At 74.2% G+C, this 20,000-nt stretch carries 17 protein-coding genes; 6 read left to right on the top strand and 11 right to left on the bottom strand.

The features are described from left to right. The first annotated feature begins 128 nt into the window (after positions 1 to 128). Together APR03_RS06225 and APR03_RS06220 are read left to right on the top strand one after the other, a co-directional pair. Positions 129 to 818: an amino acid ABC transporter permease gene (locus APR03_RS06225; protein WP_253833733.1), complete on the top strand. Its 690-nt coding sequence runs from the start codon at positions 129 to 131 to the stop codon at positions 816 to 818. Further along, positions 815 to 1,708: an amino acid ABC transporter permease gene (locus tag APR03_RS06220; RefSeq protein WP_253833732.1), complete on the top strand. Its 894-nt coding sequence runs from the start codon at positions 815 to 817 to the stop codon at positions 1,706 to 1,708. The genes APR03_RS06225 and APR03_RS06220 overlap by 4 nt, the downstream gene beginning before the upstream one ends. Before the next feature lie 101 nt (positions 1,709 to 1,809). On the opposite strand, the gene APR03_RS25175 is transcribed toward APR03_RS06220, so the two are convergent. From APR03_RS25175 to APR03_RS06205, 3 genes are all read right to left on the bottom strand, one after another. Then, positions 1,810 to 2,487 carry a regulatory protein RecX gene (locus APR03_RS25175; RefSeq protein ID WP_253833731.1) on the bottom strand — a complete coding sequence of 226 codons (678 nt, stop codon included), beginning with the start codon at positions 2,485 to 2,487 and terminating at the stop codon, positions 1,810 to 1,812. A 34-nt stretch (positions 2,488 to 2,521) separates the two neighbouring features. Next, entirely contained in the window at positions 2,522 to 3,730 is a 1,209-nt protein-coding gene (recA, locus tag APR03_RS06210) for a recombinase RecA (protein ID WP_253833730.1), read from the bottom strand. Between the two features lie 249 nt (positions 3,731 to 3,979). Next, positions 3,980 to 4,216: a DUF3046 domain-containing protein gene (locus APR03_RS06205; protein WP_253833729.1), complete on the bottom strand. Its 237-nt coding sequence runs from the start codon at positions 4,214 to 4,216 to the stop codon at positions 3,980 to 3,982. Between the two features lie 91 nt (positions 4,217 to 4,307). On the opposite strand from APR03_RS06205, the gene APR03_RS06200 reads away from it, so the two are divergent. Further along, positions 4,308 to 9,407 (top strand): DEAD/DEAH box helicase, encoded by a 5,100-nt coding sequence (locus tag APR03_RS06200; RefSeq protein ID WP_253833728.1) that lies wholly within the window; start codon positions 4,308 to 4,310, stop codon positions 9,405 to 9,407. Here the strand turns inward: APR03_RS06200 and APR03_RS06195 are convergent. Then, positions 9,373 to 10,125: a DUF998 domain-containing protein gene (locus APR03_RS06195; protein WP_253833718.1), complete on the bottom strand. Its 753-nt coding sequence runs from the start codon at positions 10,123 to 10,125 to the stop codon at positions 9,373 to 9,375. The two genes, APR03_RS06200 and APR03_RS06195, sit on opposite strands and share 35 nt — an antisense overlap. A gap of 147 nt (positions 10,126 to 10,272) precedes the next feature. On the opposite strand from APR03_RS06195, the gene APR03_RS06190 reads away from it, so the two are divergent. Next, positions 10,273 to 11,070: a DNA-formamidopyrimidine glycosylase family protein gene (locus APR03_RS06190; RefSeq protein ID WP_253833716.1), complete on the top strand. Its 798-nt coding sequence runs from the start codon at positions 10,273 to 10,275 to the stop codon at positions 11,068 to 11,070. Positions 11,071 to 11,169: 99 nt separating this feature from the next. Here APR03_RS06190 and APR03_RS06185 read toward each other — a convergent pair whose 3' ends face one another. The 3 genes from APR03_RS06185 to pgsA all read right to left on the bottom strand — a co-directional run bounded on the left by APR03_RS06185 (position 11,170) and on the right by pgsA (position 12,879). Next, positions 11,170 to 11,523, bottom strand: coding sequence for a helix-turn-helix domain-containing protein (locus tag APR03_RS06185; protein WP_116674556.1), 354 nt, complete (start codon positions 11,521 to 11,523; stop codon positions 11,170 to 11,172). A gap of 247 nt (positions 11,524 to 11,770) precedes the next feature. Beyond that, complete coding sequence (locus APR03_RS06180) at positions 11,771 to 12,292, bottom strand: CinA family protein (RefSeq protein WP_253833709.1); 522 nt, start codon at positions 12,290 to 12,292, stop codon at positions 11,771 to 11,773. Further along, positions 12,289 to 12,879, bottom strand: coding sequence for a CDP-diacylglycerol--glycerol-3-phosphate 3-phosphatidyltransferase (gene pgsA / locus APR03_RS06175; protein ID WP_253833705.1), 591 nt, complete (start codon positions 12,877 to 12,879; stop codon positions 12,289 to 12,291). Before pgsA ends, APR03_RS06180 begins: the two co-directional genes overlap by 4 nt. A 99-nt stretch (positions 12,880 to 12,978) precedes the next feature. Here pgsA and APR03_RS06170 point away from each other — a divergent pair, with 99 nt between their 5' ends. Beyond that, positions 12,979 to 14,226, top strand: a complete 1,248-nt coding sequence (locus tag APR03_RS06170) for a CapA family protein (RefSeq protein WP_253833696.1) — start codon at positions 12,979 to 12,981, stop codon at positions 14,224 to 14,226. A 59-nt stretch (positions 14,227 to 14,285) separates the two neighbouring features. On the opposite strand, the gene APR03_RS06165 is transcribed toward APR03_RS06170, so the two are convergent. Further along, on the bottom strand, positions 14,286 to 16,895 hold the full coding sequence (locus APR03_RS06165; RefSeq protein ID WP_372494771.1) for an FtsK/SpoIIIE family DNA translocase: 2,610 nt from the start codon (positions 16,893 to 16,895) through the stop codon (positions 14,286 to 14,288). Positions 16,896 to 17,188: 293 nt separating this feature from the next. Further along, positions 17,189 to 17,599, bottom strand: a complete 411-nt coding sequence (locus APR03_RS06160) for a hypothetical protein (RefSeq protein ID WP_253833692.1) — start codon at positions 17,597 to 17,599, stop codon at positions 17,189 to 17,191. Between the two features lie 88 nt (positions 17,600 to 17,687). Between APR03_RS06160 and APR03_RS06155 the strand changes: the two genes are divergently transcribed. Then, positions 17,688 to 18,275 carry a TetR/AcrR family transcriptional regulator gene (locus APR03_RS06155; protein WP_253833690.1) on the top strand — a complete coding sequence of 196 codons (588 nt, stop codon included), beginning with the start codon at positions 17,688 to 17,690 and terminating at the stop codon, positions 18,273 to 18,275. Here APR03_RS06155 and APR03_RS06150 read toward each other — a convergent pair. Then, a complete protein-coding gene (locus APR03_RS06150) occupies positions 18,233 to 18,865 on the bottom strand; it encodes a DUF4328 domain-containing protein (protein ID WP_253833687.1) in 633 nt (210 codons plus the stop codon). The two genes, APR03_RS06155 and APR03_RS06150, sit on opposite strands and share 43 nt — an antisense overlap. Positions 18,866 to 18,975: 110 nt before the next feature. After that, positions 18,976 to 19,986: an adenosine deaminase gene (add, locus tag APR03_RS06145; RefSeq protein WP_253833686.1), complete on the bottom strand. Its 1,011-nt coding sequence runs from the start codon at positions 19,984 to 19,986 to the stop codon at positions 18,976 to 18,978. Positions 19,987 to 20,000: the final 14 nt, after the last annotated feature.

Genomic DNA, 20,000 nt, shown 5'->3' with positions numbered 1-20,000 from the left:
CGGCACCGGGATCGCGTCTCGCACGACGAGCGCGGTCCCGGTGCCGTGCGGGGCGGCTTCCCGCCGTCCGCGACTGTGACCTAGTGGGGCACGCCCGCCAGGGCGTCGCCTCTCCCGAAAGGTGACCCGTGAACGACCATCTGTCAGGGCTCGGAGCGCTCCTGCTGCAGTACGACGTGCTCGGAGCGTTCTGGACCAACATCCAGCTGACGTTCTGGGGCGCGCTGTTCGCGCTGGCGCTCGGCACGCTGCTCGCGCTCATGCGCATCTCCCCCATCGTGTCGCTGCGCTGGGCCGGTGCCACGTACGTGAGCGTGTTCCGCAACACCCCGCTGACGATCATCATGACCTTCATGGTCATGGGTGTGTGGACCGCGCTCCAGATCCAGCTCGCCGACGACTTCCAGAACAACTTCTTCCGTCTGGCCGTCGTCGGCCTGGCCGTCTACCACGCGGCCTTCGTGTGCGAGGCGATCCGCTCGGGCGTGAACACCGTCCCGCTGGGACAGGCGGAGGCCGCACGGGCGATCGGCCTCTCCTTCCTGCCTGCCGCCCGCCTGATCATCCTGCCGCAGGCGTTCCGCGGAGCGATCGCCCCGCTCGGCAACACGCTCATCGCGCTGCTGAAGAACTCGACCGTCGCCGCCGCGGCCAGCGTCTCCTGGGAGACCTCGTCCACGATGAAGACGATGATCGAGTTCAACCCCAACTATCTCTGGGAGATCTTCGCGGTGTTCGCGATCGGCTACGTGATCCTGGTGATCCCCATCGGGCTGCTCACCACCTCGCTCTCCCGGCGTCTGGCGGTGAAGCGATGAGCGCCTCCGTCCTCTTCGACGCCCCCGGTCCCCGGGCTCGCGTCTGGACCCTCGTCGGCAACATCGTGGGCGCCCTCGTCGTGCTCGCCGTGGCTGCCTGGGTACTGCTCCAGCTCGACAGCAAGGGCCAGCTCGAGCCCGGTCTCTGGGCCGACGCGGTATCCGCCCGCACCTGGCAGTACTACCTGATCCCCGGGCTGATCAACACGTTGCGGGCAGCGGCGTTCGCCATCGTGGGCTCGATCGCGTTCGGTCTCGTCTTCGGCCTCGGCCGCCTGTCGCACCTCGCTGTGGTCCGCCGGGTCTCCGGCACGGTGGTCGAGTTCCTGCGGGCCGTGCCGGTGCTGCTGATGATGGTGTTCTTCTACGGTCTGTTCGGCCAGCTGCTGCCGGGGGCGCAGGACAAGGCGTTCCTCGCTGTGGTCGTCGCGCTCATCCTGTACAACGGATCGGTCATCGCGGAGCTGGTCCGCTCCGGCGTCGGCAACCTGCCCCGTGGCCAGGGCGAGGCCGGGCTCGCGATCGGGCTGACCGAGGGCCAGACCCTCCGCTCGATCCAGCTGCCGCAGGCTCTGGTGGCCATGCTGCCCGCCATGGTGTCGCAGGTCGTGGTCGTCCTGAAGGACTCCGCCCTGGGCCAGCTCATCGGCTACCAGGAGCTGCTCCGCACTGGCCAGATCGTGTACTCCGGCGACGGCAACCCGCTGCAGGTGCTCACGGTCGTGGCGGTCGTGTTCATCCTGCTGAACCTGCTGCTCACGGTGGTCGCGCATCGGCTGTCGCGGCTCCTGTCGAGCCGTACGTCCGGGTCGACAGCAGCCGGACCGGGGATCGGCAACCCGACCGTGGTGGCCGGCACGCCGGCGACCGGGGGCACCGCTCCGGTCTGAGCCGTCCGCAGCGCAGACCCGACGACGGAGGGCCGGGCAGGTCGTGTCGACCTGCCCGGCCCTCCGTCGTCGGCCACACGGTCGCCGGGCCGCGCTCGGGATCAGTCCTCGGCGTAGCCCAGGTCGTCCGTCTCCTCGCCCTCCGCCGCCAGCGCGTCGCGCACCAGCTCGAACGCCAGGCCGGGCGGATAGCCCTTGCGCGCGAGCGAGCCGACGGCGCGGCGCACCCGCACCTGCCGGTCGAGGCCGCGCGTGCGGGTGACGAGCTTGGCGGCCAGCCGTGCGCCCGCCGCCCGCTCGTCGTCCGGATCGAGCTGGTCCAGGGCCCCGACGGCGGTGTCCTCGTCGATCCCCCGGCGGCGCAGCTCCGCGGCGATACCGCGGCGTGCGAGGCCACGTTCGGCGTGCCGGGTGCGCACGATCGTCTCGGCGTACGTCGCGTCGTCGACCAGGCCCACCTCGCCGAACCGGTCGAGCACCTGGACCACGACGTCCTCGGGATAGCCCTTGCGGGCCAGGGACTGCTCCAGCTCACGACGGGACTTCTGCGCCGCGGTCAGGATCCGCAGGACGACCTCACGGGCCTTCTCGACCGCGTCGTCCCGGCTGATCTCGCCGGCCTCCAGGCGTTCGGCGACGGTCTTGCGGGGGGCCCGGTCCGCCCCGTCCCGGCGGCCGTGACCGCCCTGCTGACGGCTCTGTCGACTGCCCTGCCGGCCCGCTCGGCCACCCGGACGGTCCCCGTCCCGGACAGTCGGACGGCCCCGACGCTTCCCCACGCCGGGACCGTCCGCTGGATCACCGTACTCCACGTCAGAACGGTGCCTTCTCGGCGGCCGCCTCCGCCTTGGCCGCGGTCTTCGCCGCGGCGGGCTTGGTGGCCTTCGACCGTGTCGTGGTCGTCTTGGTCGCCTTGGCCGTGGCGGTCGTCCGGGTGGACGAGCTCGCCGCCGCCACGGTGCCGGTGACCGACGCGCCGTCGACCGACGGTGCGGCCGGGGCCGCGTCCGCCGGGGCGTCGACCTTCGGGCCCACGCCGAGCTTCTCCTTGACACGCTTCTCGATGTCGTTGGCGAGATCGGGGTTGTCGCGCAGGAAGGACCGGGCGTTCTCCTTGCCCTGGCCGAGCTGGTCGCCCTCGTAGGTGAACCACGAGCCCGACTTGCGCACGAAGCCGTGCTCCACGCCCATGTCGATGAGGCCGCCCTCGCGGGAGATGCCCACCCCGTACAGGATGTCGAACTCGGCCTGCTTGAACGGCGGGGCCATCTTGTTCTTGACGACCTTCACGCGGGTGCGGTTACCGACGGCGTCCGTACCCTCCTTGAGGGTCTCGATGCGCCGGATGTCGAGCCGGACCGAGGCGTAGAACTTCAGCGCCTTGCCACCGGTCGTGGTCTCGGGCGAGCCGAAGAACACACCGATCTTCTCGCGGAGCTGGTTGATGAAGATCGCGGTGGTGCCGGACGCGCTGAGCGCACCCGTGATCTTGCGCAGGGCCTGCGACATGAGCCGGGCCTGCAGACCCACGTGGCTGTCACCCATCTCGCCCTCGATCTCGGCCTTGGGCGTCAGGGCGGCCACCGAGTCGACCACGATGATGTCGAGCGCGCCGGAGCGGATCAGCATGTCCGTGATCTCCAGCGCCTGCTCGCCGGTGTCCGGCTGCGAGACCAGGAGCGCGTCGGTGTCGACACCGAGCTTCTTGGCGTACTCCGGGTCCAGGGCGTGCTCCGCGTCGATGAAGGCGGCGATGCCGCCCTGACGCTGGGCGTTGGCCACCGCGTGCAGCGCGATGGTGGTCTTGCCGGAGGACTCCGGGCCGTACACCTCGACGATGCGGCCGCGGGGCAGTCCCCCGATGCCGAGAGCCACGTCGAGGGCGATCGAGCCGGTCGGGATCACTTCGATCGGGGCACGGGTCTCGTCGCCGAGGCGCATGACCGAACCCTTGCCGAAGTTGCGGTCGATCTGGGCGAGGGCCGCTTCGAGGGCCTTCTCGCGATCTGCTGGTGCGGGCATGTGCAACACCTTCGTCTTCAGGGCGCTCTCTGGGCGCCGGCGTGGATGGCTCTGTACGTCGTTGCCGACCGTACGCCGAGCCACTGACACGGACGCCTGCTCCGGCCGCCGCCTGTGGACGACGTTCCGAAATCCGTGCCTGTGGTGGAAGTCTAGCCGAACGCGTGTTCGAGGCAAGGCGCGACACGCGGGTGTGTCGCGGCAGGTCCGCCGGATGCCGGCCGAGATCCCCCGCCGGGCGGGTGGACCTCAGCGGCGCGGTGGCGGTGCCTGCCGGAACTTGTCGGTGCCCCACCGCTCGGAGTCGGGCACGTCGAGCGCGTCGCACAGCGCGTGCCACACGTCCCGGGGCTCGTCGCCGTCCTCCAGCGCCGCCACCGGGGTGCGCCCGTCCAGGGCGGGCAGCACCTGCTCGCGGGCGAGGGCGCGCCCGTACGCGGGGCCGAACACCTCGTCGACCAGCTGCCAGAAGTCCCGTTCACGCACCCACCAACCCTACGTCCGCCGGGGCGTGCCCCGGCAACCGGCTCCCGCCGCTGCCCGGGTCAGTGTCGGTGGTCGGGGACAGAATGGGGCCATGCCCACGCCCGACGACCCGCTGTCCCGGTTCGGACCCGCCACCCGCACGTGGTTCACCGGGGCGTTCGCCCAGCCCACCGCCGCCCAGGCCGGCGCGTGGGACGCGGTCGCGCGCGACCGGCACGCCCTCGTCGTGGCTCCCACCGGCTCGGGCAAGACGCTCGCGGCGTTCCTCTGGTCGATCGACCGGATCATGTCCGCACCCCCGCCCGAGGACCGCGCCCGCCGCTGCCGCGTGCTGTACGTCTCACCGCTCAAGGCCCTCGCGGCGGACGTGCAGCGCAACCTCCGCTCCCCCCTGACCGGCATCCGCCAGGCCGCCGCCCGGGACGGCGTCGAGGTGGCGGACGTCACCGTGGGCATGCGCACGGGCGACACGCCCGCCAACGAGCGACGCTCGTTCGCCACCCGCCCCCCGGACATCCTCGTCACCACGCCGGAGTCGCTCTTCCTCGTGCTGACCTCGTCCGCCCGGGCGGGGCTCGCGGGCGTCGAGACCGTCGTGCTCGACGAGATCCACGCGGTCGCCGGCACCAAGCGCGGGGCGCACCTCGCCCTGAGCCTGGAACGCCTGGACGCCCTGCTGGACCGTCCGGCGCAGCGCATCGGCCTGTCCGCGACGGTGCGCCCGGTCGACGCGGTCGCGGGGTTCCTGGGCGGCGGCCGGAGCGGGGAGGGCAGCCGGGAGGTCGTCGTCGTCCAGCCGCCCTCCCGCAAGGAGTGGGCCATCGACGTCGTGGTCCCCGTGCCGGACCTGGCGGACCTGGACAGCGCACCCGCCACCGGCCCGGCAGACGGCGCGCCCGGCACCGGCGACGACGAGCTCGACCTCTCCGGCGAGACCACGCGCCCGCTGCGCCGGGCCTCGGTCTGGCCCCACGTGGAGGAGCGCGTCGTCGACCTCGTGGCCGACCACACGTCGACCATCGTCTTCACCAACAACCGGCGCGGCGCCGAGCGGCTGACCGCCCGGATGAACGAGGTGTGGACGCAGCGGCAGGGTCTGGAGGTCGCCGACCCGGCCAGCACCTGGGCGGCGCTCGTGCCGGGCCAGTCCGGCACCGCGGCGGGGATCCCCGCGCCGTCCGCCGGCCGGGACGGCCTGCCCGAGTCGGTACCCGCCACCGAGATCGTGCTGGCCCGGGCCCACCACGGGTCCATGAGCCGCGCGGAGCGCACCCGCACCGAGACCGAGCTCAAGGAGGGCCGCCTGCCGGCGGTCGTGGCGACGTCGTCCCTCGAGCTCGGCATCGACATGGGCGCCGTGGACCTCGTGGTCCAGGTGGGCGCGCCGCCGTCGGTGGCGAGCGGTCTCCAGCGCATCGGGCGTGCCGGCCACCAGGTCGGCGCGGTGTCCAAGGGTGTGGTGTTCCCGCTGTTCCGGGGCGACCTGGTGCCGGCCACCGTGATCGCGCAGCGCATGCGGGCGGGCGCCATCGAGCACATGCACGTGCCGGCCAACCCGCTCGACGTGCTCGCGCAGCAGGTGGTCGCGGCCCTCGCCGTCGACGACTGGGCCGAGGCCGACCTGCTCGCCCTCGTGCGCCGGGCCGCGCCCTTCGCGCACCTCGGCGACGCCACGTGGCGGGCCGTGCTCGACATGCTCGCGGGCCGATACCCGAGCGAGGACTTCGCGGAGCTGCGCGCCCGCATCACCTGGGACCGCGCCACCGGCATGCTCCGCGGCCGTCCCGGTGCCCTGCGCCTGGCCACCACCAGCGGCGGCACCATCCCGGACAAGGGCGCCTACGGCGTCTTCCTCGCCACCGACGGCGCGAACGGCGGCGCCCCGGAGGACACCCCGACCGACATCGTGCCCGGCGGGTCCGGCCGGTCCCGCGGGGGCAGGCGCGTCGGCGAGCTGGACGAGGAGATGGTCTACGAGTCCCGCGTCGGCGACACCTTCACGCTCGGGTCGAGCACGTGGCGCATCGAGGAGATCACGACCGACCGCGTGCTGGTCACGCCCGCGCCCGGCCTGCCGGGGCGGCTCCCCTTCTGGAAGGGCGACGCCCCCGGGCGCCCCGCGGAGCTCGGGCGGGCGGTGGGTGCGTTCGTCCGCGAGGCCGACGCCGCCCTGGCCGCCGACCCGGCCGCCGGGCGCGAGCACCTGCTGGCCGCGGGCCTGGACCCGTGGGCCGCGGACAACCTCGCCGCCTACCTCACCGAGCAGCGCGTGGGCACCGGGCGCGTGCCCGACGACCGGACCGTGGTCGTGGAGCGCTTCCGCGACGAGCTCGGCGACTGGCGGGTGGTGATCCACTCGCCGCTCGGTGCCCGCGTGCACGCGCCGTGGGCGCTCGTGATCTCCGCGCGGCTACGGGGCCGCTTCGGCCTCGACGTGGCCGCCATGCACTCGGACGACGGCATCGTGCTCCGCCTGCCCGACTCCGGAGGCGGCTGGGACGGCGACCTGTGGGATCTCGGCGGGACCGCCGACCCGACCGACGACGGCGCCGGCGGCAGCGCCGGCGACAACGGCGAGAGCGCCGCCGGCGAGCAGCCCTCCCCGCACGTGCCCGGCCGGGTCACGCTGGAGGACCTGCTGCTGGACCCCGACGAGGTGCTCGGCGCCGTGCGCGACGAGCTCGGCTCGTCGGTGATGTTCGCCGCTCGGTTCCGCGAGGCCGCGGCCCGGGCCCTGCTGCTCCCCCGCCGCCGGCCCGACCGGCGGCAGCCGCTGTGGCAGCAGCGCCAGCGGTCGGCCCAGCTCCTGGAGGTCGCGAGCCAGTTCCCCGACTTCCCGATCGTCCTGGAGGCGGCCCGCGAGTGCCTGCAGGACGACTTCGACGTCGCCGCCCTGGCCGACCTGATGCGCGACATCGGCTCGGGGTCGGTGCGGGTCGTGGAGGTCACGACGAGCACGCCGTCGCCGTTCGCGCAGTCGCTCCTGTTCGGCTACACGGCCCAGTTCCTGTACGACGGCGACGCCCCGCTGGCCGAGCGCCGCGCGGCGGCCCTGTCCCTCGACCCGGAGCTCCTCGCGGAGCTGCTGGGCGAGCAGGGCACGGCCGACCTCGCCGACCTGCTCGACCCGGGCGCCGTCGAGCGCACCGAGGCCGAGCTGAGCGGCCTGGCGCCCGACCGCCAGGCGCGGGACGCCGAGGGGCTGTGGGACCTGATCCGCCGCACGGGGCCACACCCCCTGGCGGCGCTCGAGGCCCGCACGCGCGAGGACGCCCGGCACGCCGTCGGCAGCTGGCTGGACGAGCTCGAGTCGACCCGCCGCGTGATCCGCGTCCGGTTCGCGGGCGAGGACCAGTGGGCGGTCGCGGAGGACGCGGGCCGCCTGCGCGACGCGCTGGGCGTCGCCCTCCCGGTCGGCATCCCGGAGACGTTCACCGAACCCGTGCCGGACCCGCTCGGCGACCTGCTGCGCCGCCACGCCCGGACGCACGGCCCCTTCGGCGCCCCAGGCGTCGCCCACCGGTTCGGGCTGGGCGTCGCGGTGGTGACCCACGGTCTGGCCCGGCTGGAGGCGGACGGCGTGCTGGTGCGCGGCAGCCTGCGCCCCGCGTCCCTCGGCGGCACCGGTGACGAGTGGTGCGACCCGGGCGTGCTGCGCCTGCTGCGACGCCGCTCGCTGGCCGTCCTGCGGTCCGAGGTGGAGCCCGTGGAGCAGGAGGCGCTCGGTGCGTTCCTGCCGCGGTGGCAGAACGTCTCCACGGGCCTGCTGCGCGGCGTGGACGGGCTGGTGCAGGCGATCGAGCAGCTCGCCGGGGCGGCCGTTCCGGCCTCGGCCCTGGAGACGCTCGTGCTGCCCGCCCGGGTGCCCGGCTACTCGCCCGCCCTCCTGGACGAGCTCACGGTCGCGGGCGAGGTGCTCTGGGCGGGCCACTCGCGGCTGCCGGGTTCGGGCGGCGGGGACGGCCTGGTCTCGCTCCACCTGGCCGACGGCGCCCCGCTCACCCTCGCCGACCTGACGCCGGTCGAGGAGGACGGGCCGCTCGACTCCGACCTGCACCACGCCGTGCTGGACCTGCTGACGGGCTCCGGCGGGTTCTTCCTGCCCCGGATCGCCGAGCTGGCGGGCGCCGAGACCGGCGCGGTGCTCGAGGTGCTCTGGGACCTGGTCTGGGCCGGGCAGGTGACCAACGACGGCCTCGGCGCCCTGCGGGAGCGCGTCAGCGGGGCGGGCGCCCACCGGGCACCCCGCACGGCGGCCCGGGCCCGCCCGGTGCGCAGGTCGCGGTTCGCCGTCTCGCCCGGCCGGCCCACCACCGCCGTCCGCCCGAACGCGTCCGTGCCGGGCGGCGGCGGCCGGTGGTCCGCCCTGCCGGTCCGCGAGGCCGATCCCACGCTGCGGGCGCACGCCCTGACCCAGGTGCTCCTCGAACGGCACGGCGTGCTCACCCGTCCGGGGGCCGCGGCCGAGGGCGTCGGCGCCGGGTACCGCGACGTCTACCGCGTGCTGTCCGGCCTGGAGGAACGCGGCGCGGTACGCCGCGGGTACTTCGTGGAGCACCTGGGCGGCTCGCAGTTCGCGCTGCCCGGGGCCGTGGACCGGCTACGGGTCGACGCGCAGGACCGCACGCGGGCCGTCGAGGCGGAGCGAGAGGCGTACGACCGCAGCCTCGCGGCGAGCGAGGGCACGGCGGCTCCGTGGCCGGCCGGGCCGGCCGCCGGCACCGTCGTCGGCGCGAACGCCGCCGTGGTGCTCGCGGCGATGGACCCCGCCAACCCGTACGGTGCGGCGCTCGCGTGGCCCGCCGGTGCCGACGCAGGCCACGGGCCAGGCACCGCCGTGCCCGCCGCGCCCGACGGGACAGGCGCCGACGGCGCCCCGGCGGCCCGGACCGCGCACCGGCCGGGCCGCAAGGCCGGAGCCCTCGTCGTGCTCGTGCACGGCGACCTCACCCTGTTCGTCGAGCGGGGCGGGCGGACGGTGCTGTCCTTCACGGACAGCCCCGCGCGGCTGGCGGCGGCCGCCGAGGCACTGGCCCGCACGGTCCGCGAGGGCCGCCTGGGGCGCCTCGTGGTCCAGCGCGTGGACGGCGAGTCGGCGCTCGAGGCCGCCCGCCGTCATCCGCCGGCCCGCGCGCTCGTGGAGGCCGGCTTCGCGATCACACCACGGGGCCTGCGGATCGCGGGCCGCTGAGGGCCGGCGTGGGCCCCGCCCCGGGCGTCCCCGCGGCGCCGTCGAGGCCCTCGCGGTCGATGGTCGCCGCGATCAGGAACAGGTAGGCGATCATGATCACGAAGCCGATCCGCTCGATGAGGCCGAAGGCAACGATCCCCGAGTCGGCGAAGAACACCAGCGACAGGTGCACCACGAGGAACAGCGCCACCACGGTCCCCAGGGCCCGCGCGGCGGCCCGCAGGCCCTGCGGCAGGGCCGACCGCGGCTGCTGGATCGTGCGCTCGATGCTGAGGCCGACCAGCGGGAGCACGCAGAACGCCCCGGCCGCACTGACCCGGTGGATGACTGCCGACATCGACGCGGGCGTCTCGAGGTCCGGCGGATCGGTCGGGAAGGCTCCGACGAGCACCATGGCGACGGCGAAGAGGATCATCGCGACGGCCGGCACCGGCCCGGCGGCCAGGCCCGCGCGGTACATCCGGACCGTGAGGAGCAGGCCGAGCACCGCGAGCACCAGGCCTCCGGCCAGGATGAGCTCCCCGCCGCCGGGCACGAACGCGTACCAGCTGATGGGGTCGAGCACCGGGTCCACGACCGACGCGCCGACCACGTGCGCCGCGACCATCGGCAGCAGCGCGGTGGCGCCGAACCAGCCGACCGTCCGCGTGCTGCGGGCGTCTGCGGGGCTTACGGGCTGATCGGGATGTCGCCCCAGGTCAACGGCTTCGACGGTCATGGGCATAGCCTCCCTGACCGGAACCCCCGAATCCATCGGGTTTCCCCCCTACATCACCCTGACATTCTTGGGGGCCATCCCCCGTATCACCCGCACGCCACCACGGTGCCCCACTACAGTGAAGGCCCCACGACGAGGGGAGCGCACGTGCCCGAGGGCGACGTCCTGCGGCTCACCGCCGAGCGGCTGACCGCCGCGCTGCGCGGTCTGCCGCTCGTCCGTGCCGAGCTGCGCTGGCCCAGTGCCGGTGCGGCGAACCTGACCGGCGCCACGGCGCTGGAGACCGCCGCGTACGGCAAGCACCTGCTCACGCGGCTCGACGACGGCCGCACGCTGCACACGCACCTGCGCATGGACGGGTACTGGCGGGTCCATCGCACGGGCTCGCGGGAGGCGGCCGCACGGCACCCCGCCATCCGCGCCGTGCTCGCGACCGACGCCTGGACGGCCACCGGGTGGCACCTCGGCATGCTCGACCTGCTGCGCACGCACGACGAGCACCGCGTGCTGGCGGGTCTGGGCCCGGACGTCCTCGCCGGCGACTTCCCCACGGCCGGCCTGCCCGACGCCGCCGCCCGGATGGTCCGCGACCCGGGCCGGCCGCTGTGCGCCGTCCTGCTGGACCAGCGCACCGTCGCGGGCCTCGGGACGATCTGGATGGCCGAGTCCCTGTTCGCGCGGCGTGTGTGGCCCTGGACGCCCGCGGGCGACCTGGGCGAGCAGGAGCGGTCCGACCTGCTGCGCGTGGCCCGCCGCCTGATGGAGCGCAGCGTGGCGATGGGCCGGGCGCGCGGGCTGGGCGCCGTCGAGCTGCACGTGCACGGCCGCAGCGGCCGGCCGTGCCACCGGTGCGGCACCCCGATCGAGGCCGGCACGGCGAACGAGAAGCCCTACGAGCGGCCGGTGTTCTGGTGCCCGCACTGCCAGCCGCCGGCCCCGACGTGACGCGCGGCGGGCACGAAAAAACCTGGGCGGGACCCTCCGGAGAGGGTCCCGCCCAGGTTCTGACTCGGGCTCGCTGCGTACCCGCGCGGGCCGGTCGGCTCAGCCGACCGGTGCGAGGTCCGACTGCGCGACCTCCCGCCGCGCTGCGGTCCGGTCGCCTCCCCGAGCCAGCAGCCCGGCGACGAAGTCCGCCGGGATGGTGTCGGGGATCTGGAAACCTTCGGCCACCGCCACGCGGTCGCTCACCTCACGCAGCACCAAGGACAGCGGCACGTCGAGCGCCTCGCAGATGGAGCCGAGCAGCTCGGACGACGCCTCCTTCTGCCCTCGCTCCACCTCGCTGAGGTACCCCAGCGACACGCGTGCCGCCGACGAAACCTCCCGCAGGGTGCGCCCCTGACGCTGCCGCGTGTCACGCAGCACGTCTCCGATCTCTCGCCGTAGTACGACCATCTCGCGCCCCCTCTCGGTGCCTGTCCCTGTCCTCACGCCCTGCCCCGACGGGGCCGGACGCGCCGTGCGTGTGGTGCGTCCTCCAAGAGCGGAGGTCGTTCTACCGTACCCCGCGCTCGAAGGGTTCTTGCGCCGGCTCCGGGTGGTCGGCCTGTTGGTGATCACATCGGGTCCAACGTCGTGGTTATGAGCCTTGTTCCCGAAGTGCCGTTCCGTCAAGCCCTGTGCAAGATTAAGCCAAGAAGTTTCACTTGTCTGTAACTTCTGGGAGCCGGACGGGGGGTGTGTCGCTTTTTTCACCCGATGACGCGCTGACGAGCGCCTCCGCGAGCTCCAGCACACCACGGGCAGCGCCCGCGATCACCTGGGACCGGTCGCCCTCGAGCTCGAGCCGGTGCACCTCCGTCGTCGTCGGCGTGCTCACGGCGACGAACACCACACCCGGGGCCTGGCCGTCCTGCGGGTCGGGGCCGGCGACACCGGTCGTCGCGAGCCCGACGTCGGCACCGGTCGCCGTCCGCACGCCCGCCGCCATCTGCGCGGCCACCGCCTCGTCCACGGCACCGCGCTCGGCGAGCAGGTCCTCGTCCACGCCCAGGAGCGCCGCCTTGAGGTCCGTGGCGTACGCCACGACACCGCCCCGCACCACGCGGGACGCGCCGGGGACGGACACGAGCGTCGCGGTGACGAGCCCGCCCGTGAGCGACTCCGCCACGCCGATCGTCCAGCCCCGGGCGCGCGCCCCGGCCAGGAGGCCGGCCGCGCTCACGGACGTGTCGCCTTCGCCCGCGCGTCCCGCCGGATCCGCCAGCCCTGGTAGACGTACTCGGCGCCCGTCACGACCGTCACGACGAACGCCGCCAGCAGCACGACCCAGGCGATGACCGTGAGCCACTCGAGGCCCTCGCGCGGCAGCAGGAACAGCGGGATGGCCACGGTCTGGAGCACGGTCTTGAGCTTGCCGCCCCGGGAGGCGGGCATCACCTCGTACTTGAGCATGCCCATGCGCATGAACGTGATGCCCAGCTCACGGACCAGGATCACGACCGGGATCCACCACGGCAGCTCGCCGAGCGGGATCCAGAGCAGCACCAGGGCGACACCCACGAGCAGCTTGTCGGCGATCGGGTCGAGCAGCTTGCCCAGGTCGGTGATGAGCCCGCGCGAGCGGGCCAGGTAGCCGTCCACCTTGTCCGACGCCGCGGCGAGCACGAAGATCGCCGTCGCCACCAGCCGCCACGTGGTGTCGTCGCCACCTTCGGCGAGGAGAGCCCAGGCGAAGAACGGGACCATGGCGATCCGAATCATCGTCACGATGTTCGCGATGTTCCACGGCGACGGAGCGTCGGTGACCATTGCCCAAGCCTAACGGCGCGCCGCCGCGCTCCTGACCCGTGCGCCGGACCCATCACGTCTTTTGTCGCCGAGCCCGCGCCCCTGCCATAGCATCCGGGCGTGACCACAGCCCGCGCCCTGCGGCTCCTCGCGTCTGCGGCCCTGTCCTGCGCCCTCGCCGCAGGGGCCGCCGGCTGCACGCTGAACCCGGGGCCCTCCGTGGCGTCGACGCCCGTCGACGCCACGACCAGCGCCCCACCGTCCCCCACACCGAGCCCGACCCCGCAGGACGTCAGGTTCACCCTGCTGGCCGGGGGCGACGTGCTCCCGCACGGCCCCGTCAACATGTCGGCCGCCGTCGCGGACGGCTTCGAGTACTCGCCGCTGCTCGCGGGCGTCGACCCCTGGGTCTCCGGTGCCGACCTCGCGCTGTGCCACCTCGAGGTGCCGATCGCACCCCCGGGCGTGACACCGACGGGCTACCCCGTGTTCCGGGCGCCGCAGGAGGTGGTCCGCGACCTGGGCGAGCAGGGCTGGGACGGCTGCTCGACGGCGTCCAACCACGCGGCGGACGCCGGCTACGACGGGCTGGCCGCCGCCCTCGACGCGCTCGACCGGGCCGGGATGGGCCACGTCGGCACGGCACGCGACCGCGCGGAGTCGCTCGTCCCGCAGGTGTACGAGCTGGAGCGGGAGGGCCGGACCGTGACCGTCGCCCACCTGGCGGCGACCTACGGCCTGAACGGGTACAGCCCGCCGCGCGGCGAGTGGTCCGTGGACCTGATCGACGCCGACCGCATCGTGCGCCAGGCCAGGGCGGCCCGGTCCGCGGGCGCCGACCTCGTCCTCGTGAGCCTGCACGACGGGTACGAGTACGTCACGGAACCCACGCCCCACCAGCGTGAGGTGACGCAGGCCCTCGCGGAGTCGCGGCAGGTGGATCTGGTGATCGGGCACCACGCCCACGTGCCGCAGCCGATCGAGCGCCTCGACGGCGGCCCGCGCGACCAGGGCATGTGGGTGGCCTACGGCCTCGGCAACATGCTGTCGAACCAGGGGCCGGGCTGCTGCGTGCTCGCGACGAACGTGGGGGTGCTGATGGTCGCCGACGTCGTGCAGCGCCCCGGCAAGCCCGCCCGGGTGACCGAGGTGCGCTGGGCGGGCACCACCGTGGACCTGGCCGACGGGCACCGGCTGCGCGGCACGCGGGAGGCACTCGCCCACCCGGAGCGGGGCCGGCTCAGCCGGGGCGACCTGGAGCAGCGCCTGACGATCGCGCAGGACGCCGTCGGGGACACGGCCCGCGAGCAGAAGAAGCCGCCGCGCGCGACCGGCGAACCCCCGCGTGTCGTCCCCCGCACCCCCTAGACCCGGCGACGTGTCAGACGCTCAGGCCGCCCCGAGCGTCTGACCCGTCGCGGGAAGCGTCAGCGGACGACGTCCGCGTCGTCGTGGTAGTCCGCGGCGACGGGCGGCATGTGGCCGTCCGTGCCCTCGGCGTACCGGTCCTCGCCCTCGTCGGCGTCCGACGACGCCTGGTCGAAGACCTGCGGTGGGTCCTCGCCCCGGATGAGCGCGAGCGCCGCGGGCAGCTCCTCGGCGCCCACCAGCACGTCGCGCGCCTTGGAGCCCTCGGACGGGCCGACGATCTCGCGGGACTCCAGGAGGTCCATGAGCCGCCCCGCCTTGGCGAAGCCGACGCGCAGCTTGCGCTGGAGCATGGACGTGGACCCGAACTGGGTGGTGACCACGAGCTCGGTCGCCTGCAGCAGCAGGTCGAGGTCGTCGCCGATGTCCTCGTCGATCTGCTTCTTGGCCGCGGCGGGTGCCGCGACGTCCTCCCGGTAGACGGGCTTGAGCTGGCTCTTGACGTGCTCGACCACCTGGTGCACCTCGGACTCGGTGACCCAGGCGCCCTGGACGCGCATCGGCTTGGCCGCGCCCATGGGCAGGAACAGGGCGTCGCCCTGCCCGATGAGCTTCTCGGCGCCGGGCTGGTCCAGGACCACGCGGGAGTCGGCAAGGGACGACGTCGCGAACGCGAGCCGCGAGGGCACGTTCGCCTTGATGAGGCCGGTCACGACGTCGACGGACGGGCGCTGGGTGGCCAGCACCAGGTGGATGCCGGCCGCGCGCGCGAGCTGCGTGATGCGCTGGATGGACGCCTCGACGTCGCGCGGGGCGACCATCATGAGGTCCGCGAGCTCGTCGACGACCACGAGCAGGTAGGGGTAGGGCGCGATCTTGCGCTCCGAGCCCGGCAGCGGCTTGACCTTGCCGGACCGCACGGCGACGTTGAAGTCGTCGACGTGCTTGTAGCCGAACGTGGCCAGGTCGTCGTACCGCGCGTCCATCTCGCGGACCACCCAGTCGAGGGCCTCCGCCGCTTTCTTCGGGTTGGTGATGATGGGCGTGATGAGGTGCGGGATGCCCTCGTAGATGGTGAGCTCGACGCGCTTGGGGTCCACCAGGATGAGGCGCACCTGCTCGGGCGTGGAGCGCATGAGGATCGAGGTGATCATCGAGTTGATGAAGCTCGACTTGCCTGCTCCGGTGGCACCCGCCACGAGGATGTGCGGCATCTTCGCGAGGTTGGCGACGACGTAGCCACCCTCGACGTCCTTGCCCACGCCCATGACCATGGGGTGCTCGGTGCGGCGGGCCGCGCTCGAGCGCAGCACGTCGCCGAGCACCACCGTCTCGCGGTCGGAGTTCGGGATCTCGATGCCGATCGCGGACTTGCCGGGGATGGGCGACAGGATGCGGACGTCGGCGCTCGCCACGGCGTACGCGATGTTGTTGGACAGCGACGTGATGCGCTCGACCTTCGTCTTGGCGCCCACCTCGACCTCGTACCGGGTCACTGTGGGCCCGCGGCTGAACCCGGTGACCTTGGCGTCGACGCCGAACTGCTCGAAGACGCCCGTGAGCGACTCGACCACCCGGTCGTTCGCGGCCGACCGCGCCTTGTGCGGCGGGCCCTGGACCAGGAGCTCCTCGTCGGGCAGGAGGTAGACGGTGTCGCCCTCCAGCATCGGCTGCACGCCGCGGGGCATCGGCTCGCCGGTCTCGGGCGGGCGGGGTCCCGCCTGGGCGCGCTCGCCGTCGGGGCCCAGCACGCCGGGGCCGATGGCGGGGGCGCCGGTGACCTTGCCCGCGGACTCGCTGGTCGGGATCCGCTGCGTGGTGACCTTGGCGGCCTTGGCGGCGCGCTCGGCGGCCTCCACCTCGGCGGCCTTCTCGAACGCCTCGTCACCCACGAAGCCCGCCAGCCGCTCCTTCTCCGCGGCGATCTCCTGCTTGGTCCGGCGCTTGCGCCGCCGGGGCTCGGGCTTGCCGTCGTGCGCCGAGACGCCGTCGGCCAGGGCGAGCCCGTCCTCCGAGGCGGTGTCCGGGTCACGGTGGTTGCCCGTGAGCCGGTCGTACAGGCCGCCCAGGCGCGCGGGGATCCGGTGCACGGGGGTGGCCGTCACGATGAGCACGCCGAAGAACCCGGCCAGGACGTACAGCGGGATGGCGAACCACTGGGTCAGGCCGGTGACCACCGGGGTGGCGAAGAGGAAGCCGATGACGCCGCCCGCGTCCTGCACCGGGACGAAACCGTCGGCGGGCGAGGGCAGGCCGGCGCTGATGTGCACCAGGGAGCAGGTCGCGACCACGAGGAAGCTGAGCCCGATGGCCACCCGCCCGTTCTGCTGCGCGCGCTCGGGATGGCGCATCACGCGGACGGCGAGCCAGACGAGCAGCACGGGCAGGGCCACGCCCGCGACCCCGAACGTGCCCGCGACCACGGCGTGCACGCCGTCGCCGAAGGGTCCGTCGATGCCCCACCACTCCCGCGCCGCGACGATGACCGCCACGGCGAGCAGCGCGAAGCCGACGCCGTCGCGCCGGTGGTCCGGTTCCAGTTCCTGTCCTCCCTGCTGTCCTGTGCCCCGCTGACCCGTGCCCCGCTGTCCCGGGTCCCGCCCGGTCTCGTCCTGCGGCGGCCGCGTCCCGGCTCGCGCCGCTCCCCCGACCGCGTGGGCCATGCCCATCCACAGTCCCCGGACCGCCCGGACCGGCCAGGGCGGGCGGGACGGCGCGGACGCAGCCCGCGGCGCCGGGCGGGCCGTCCCCCGGCGCGAGGCCGATCGCTTGGACGCTGCGGCCTTGGGCCTGGCGCTCTTCGCGCCCTGCCCGGATCCCTTCCCGGAGCTTCGCCGGGCCGACGTGCGGGTCGCCATGATGTCGCCACCGTAACCGCGCACGCGGGCCCGGCCCAGGAACGCCTCTCGGTGTGTCCTGGACCGGGCCCTTGTCCGGTATGCGATGTTCGCGGACGCGCGCCTCAGGCGAGGAGCAGCCCCGCGGCCAGCGTGACGACGCCGGCCGCGAGCACCACCGCGCCCACGGGGAGCAGCACGACGGCGCGGTTGGGCGACGTCCGCCCCTGCCCCATGGCGGAGAAGAAGAAGCCCGCGGGCAGGAGGATCGCGGCGCACAGGACGCCGGTCCCGGCGAGCCAGCGCACGAAGCCGGTCAGCGCGGTGGCCTCGGTCAGCAGCAGGCACAGCAGGCCGAGGACGACCAGGACCCCGGCGTGGGCGTGCCCGGCGCGGAAGAAGCTCTTCTGGAGGTCGGTGGTCGCCATCCGTCCGCCGAAGACCTTGAGCAGGAAGAGACCACCTGACTCGATGCCGACGACGGTCAGCAGCACGATGCCCGCGGTGATGCGGGCGGGATCGGAGAGCTCGAGCACGGTTTCCTCCTGGGGTTCGGGGCGAGGTTTTGTAACGGTGTTATGAAACAGCGTTCGTAAACTCGCGTCAAGCCTTTAGACTCGCCACATGGCCCGCCCTCGACTGCACGACGACGCCCTGCGCACCCGGCTGCTGGAGGTGGCCTCGGAGCTGATCTCGGCGCACGGCGAGAGCGCCGTCACCGTGCGCAGGGCGGCGGCCGACGCCGGGACGAGCGCCTCGGCGGTGTACGCGCTGTTCGGCTCCCGGGAGGCCCTCGTCGAGGCCGTCGCCGACGAGGGGTTCCGCCGCTTCGCGGAGCACCTCACCGCGGGCGGGCAGGGCGCCGACCCGGTCGCCGACCTGCGCGAGCTCGGCCGTGCGTACCGGCGGTTCGCGCTCGCGCACCCGCACTTCTACCGGGTCATGTTCTACCGGGGCGTCACCCCGGCGGACGGCGAGCCCGCCGGCGCCGTCGACCAGCCGACCTTCCGCGTGCTGCACGCCGCCGTCGGCCGGGTGCTCGACGGCGCGCCGCCCCAGCGCGTGCTCGGCGCCGCCGTCGGGCTGTGGGGCCTGGTGCACGGGCTCGTCTCGCTGGAGCTCGCGGGCCTCCTGCCGGGCGACGAGGACGCCCGCGCGGCGGCGTTCGCTCAGGCCGGCGGCGCGGTGGCCGAGGCGCTGCTGACCCACTGACGCTGCGCGACGTGGATCTCGCGGACGATCTCGACCCAGCCCCACAGCGCGAGCCCCATCGCCACCAGCACGATCCCCTCGAGCACCGGCAGGAGCGCGGGTCCGGCGACGCCACCGACCACGAACGCGACGCCGTAGACCGACACGCTGCTCACCCACGACGTGACCAGCCACGCGCCCCACCACAGGCCCCCGCGGTCGGCCGGGTCGCGGACGGTCGCCTCCCGGATGTCGCGCACCACCTGGTACGGGAACCACCACGCCACGACCGGGACCACCCAGCCGAGCCACACCCAGACGGCGTCCCGGACGTGCGGCGCGCCCGGGTCGACCGCCACCGCGAGCTGCCGGCTGCGCCACAGCCACGTGCACGTCACGATCCCGGCCGCGACCTGGACCAGCGCGAGCGGCAGGTCCGTGAGCGTCACGGCCGCCGGGCTCGGCACACCGTCGCCCCGGGTCGCCGACGCGAGCGCCACCACGAAGGCCACCAGCTGCAGGCCTGTGACCACGCACGCCAGCGTGACGACGGTGCCGGCACCGCGGGGCACGGTCAGCGGCGGCGCGGCCGCGGGCGGGTGCAGGGACATCGTCATCTCCTCGGCAGGGGCGGGCGGTGCGGACGGTCCGATCCCAGCACGGCCCGGCGGGGACCGGTCCCCGCTCGGCCGGTGGCAGGGCCGCTGCCCCGGCACCCGGGTCAGCCTCCGGTGCGCCAGGCCTCGACGTCCGCCAGGTGGGCCGCCGCCCGGTCCGGGGGCAGGAACGACCCGCGGAACGACGCCGCCGCGAGCGCCGCCCGCTGGTCCCGGGTGTGGCCGAAGGCGGCGGTGACCGCGTCGTCGACGTCGTCCACGTACGCGTCGAAGTAGGGCGGGTCGTCCGAGTGGACGCTCACCAGCATGCCCGCCGCCATCATGGCGGGCAGCGGGTGCTCGGCGAGGCTCGGCACGGCGCGCAGGCGCACGTTCGAGACGGGGCAGACCGTGAAGGGCACCTGTTCGGCGGCGACACGGGCGAGCAGGTCGGGGTCCTGGACGACGGCGATGCCGTGGTCGATCCGTTCGGCGTGCAGCAGGTCGAGCGCGTCCCGGACGTTCGACGCCGGCCCCTCCTCCCCCGCGTGGGCGGTGCGGCGCAGGCCGGCGGCCTCGGCCCGGGCGTAGAGGTCGGTGAAGAGGCCCGGCGGGTAGCCGGTCTCGGCGTTGTCGAGGCCGATGCCGACGATCGGCGCGTCCATGGCGAGCAGGCGGTCCAGGACCTCGAGCGCGCCGGCGGCGGGCTCGTCGCGGTGGAACGCGGCGACGAGCAGGGTCGAGATCCCGTGATCGGGCTCGCTGCGGGCGAGCACCTCGGCGACGCCGTCCACGACGTCCTCCAGCGGGACGCCGCGCGCGAGGTGCGCCTGCGGGTCGACGGTGATCTCGGCGTGCCGTACCCCGGCCCGTGCGGCACGCCGCAGGTAGGCGCGGGTGAGGTCGGCGAAGTCGGCGGCGGTGCGGAGCACCGCCATGTTCGCCGTGTAGAGCTCGAGGAAAGACCCCAGGTCGGCGAAGTCGTAGGCGGCGCGCAGGGCGTCCGGGCCGTCGTACGGCAGCCGGACGCCGTTGCGGGCGGCGAGCTCGAAGGCGAGCTCGGGCTCGAGCGTGCCCTCCAGGTGCACGTGCAGCTCGGCCCGGGGCGGGCGGGACGGCGGTGCGGACGAGGTCATGAGGGCAGGGTACG

This window comes from Promicromonospora thailandica (genome assembly GCF_024171955.1).
In the GTDB taxonomy this organism is placed as follows: domain Bacteria; phylum Actinomycetota; class Actinomycetes; order Actinomycetales; family Cellulomonadaceae; genus Promicromonospora; species Promicromonospora thailandica.
The sequence above is the reverse complement of the archived record's forward strand: the minus strand, read 5'-3'. Positions and strand labels throughout refer to the sequence as shown.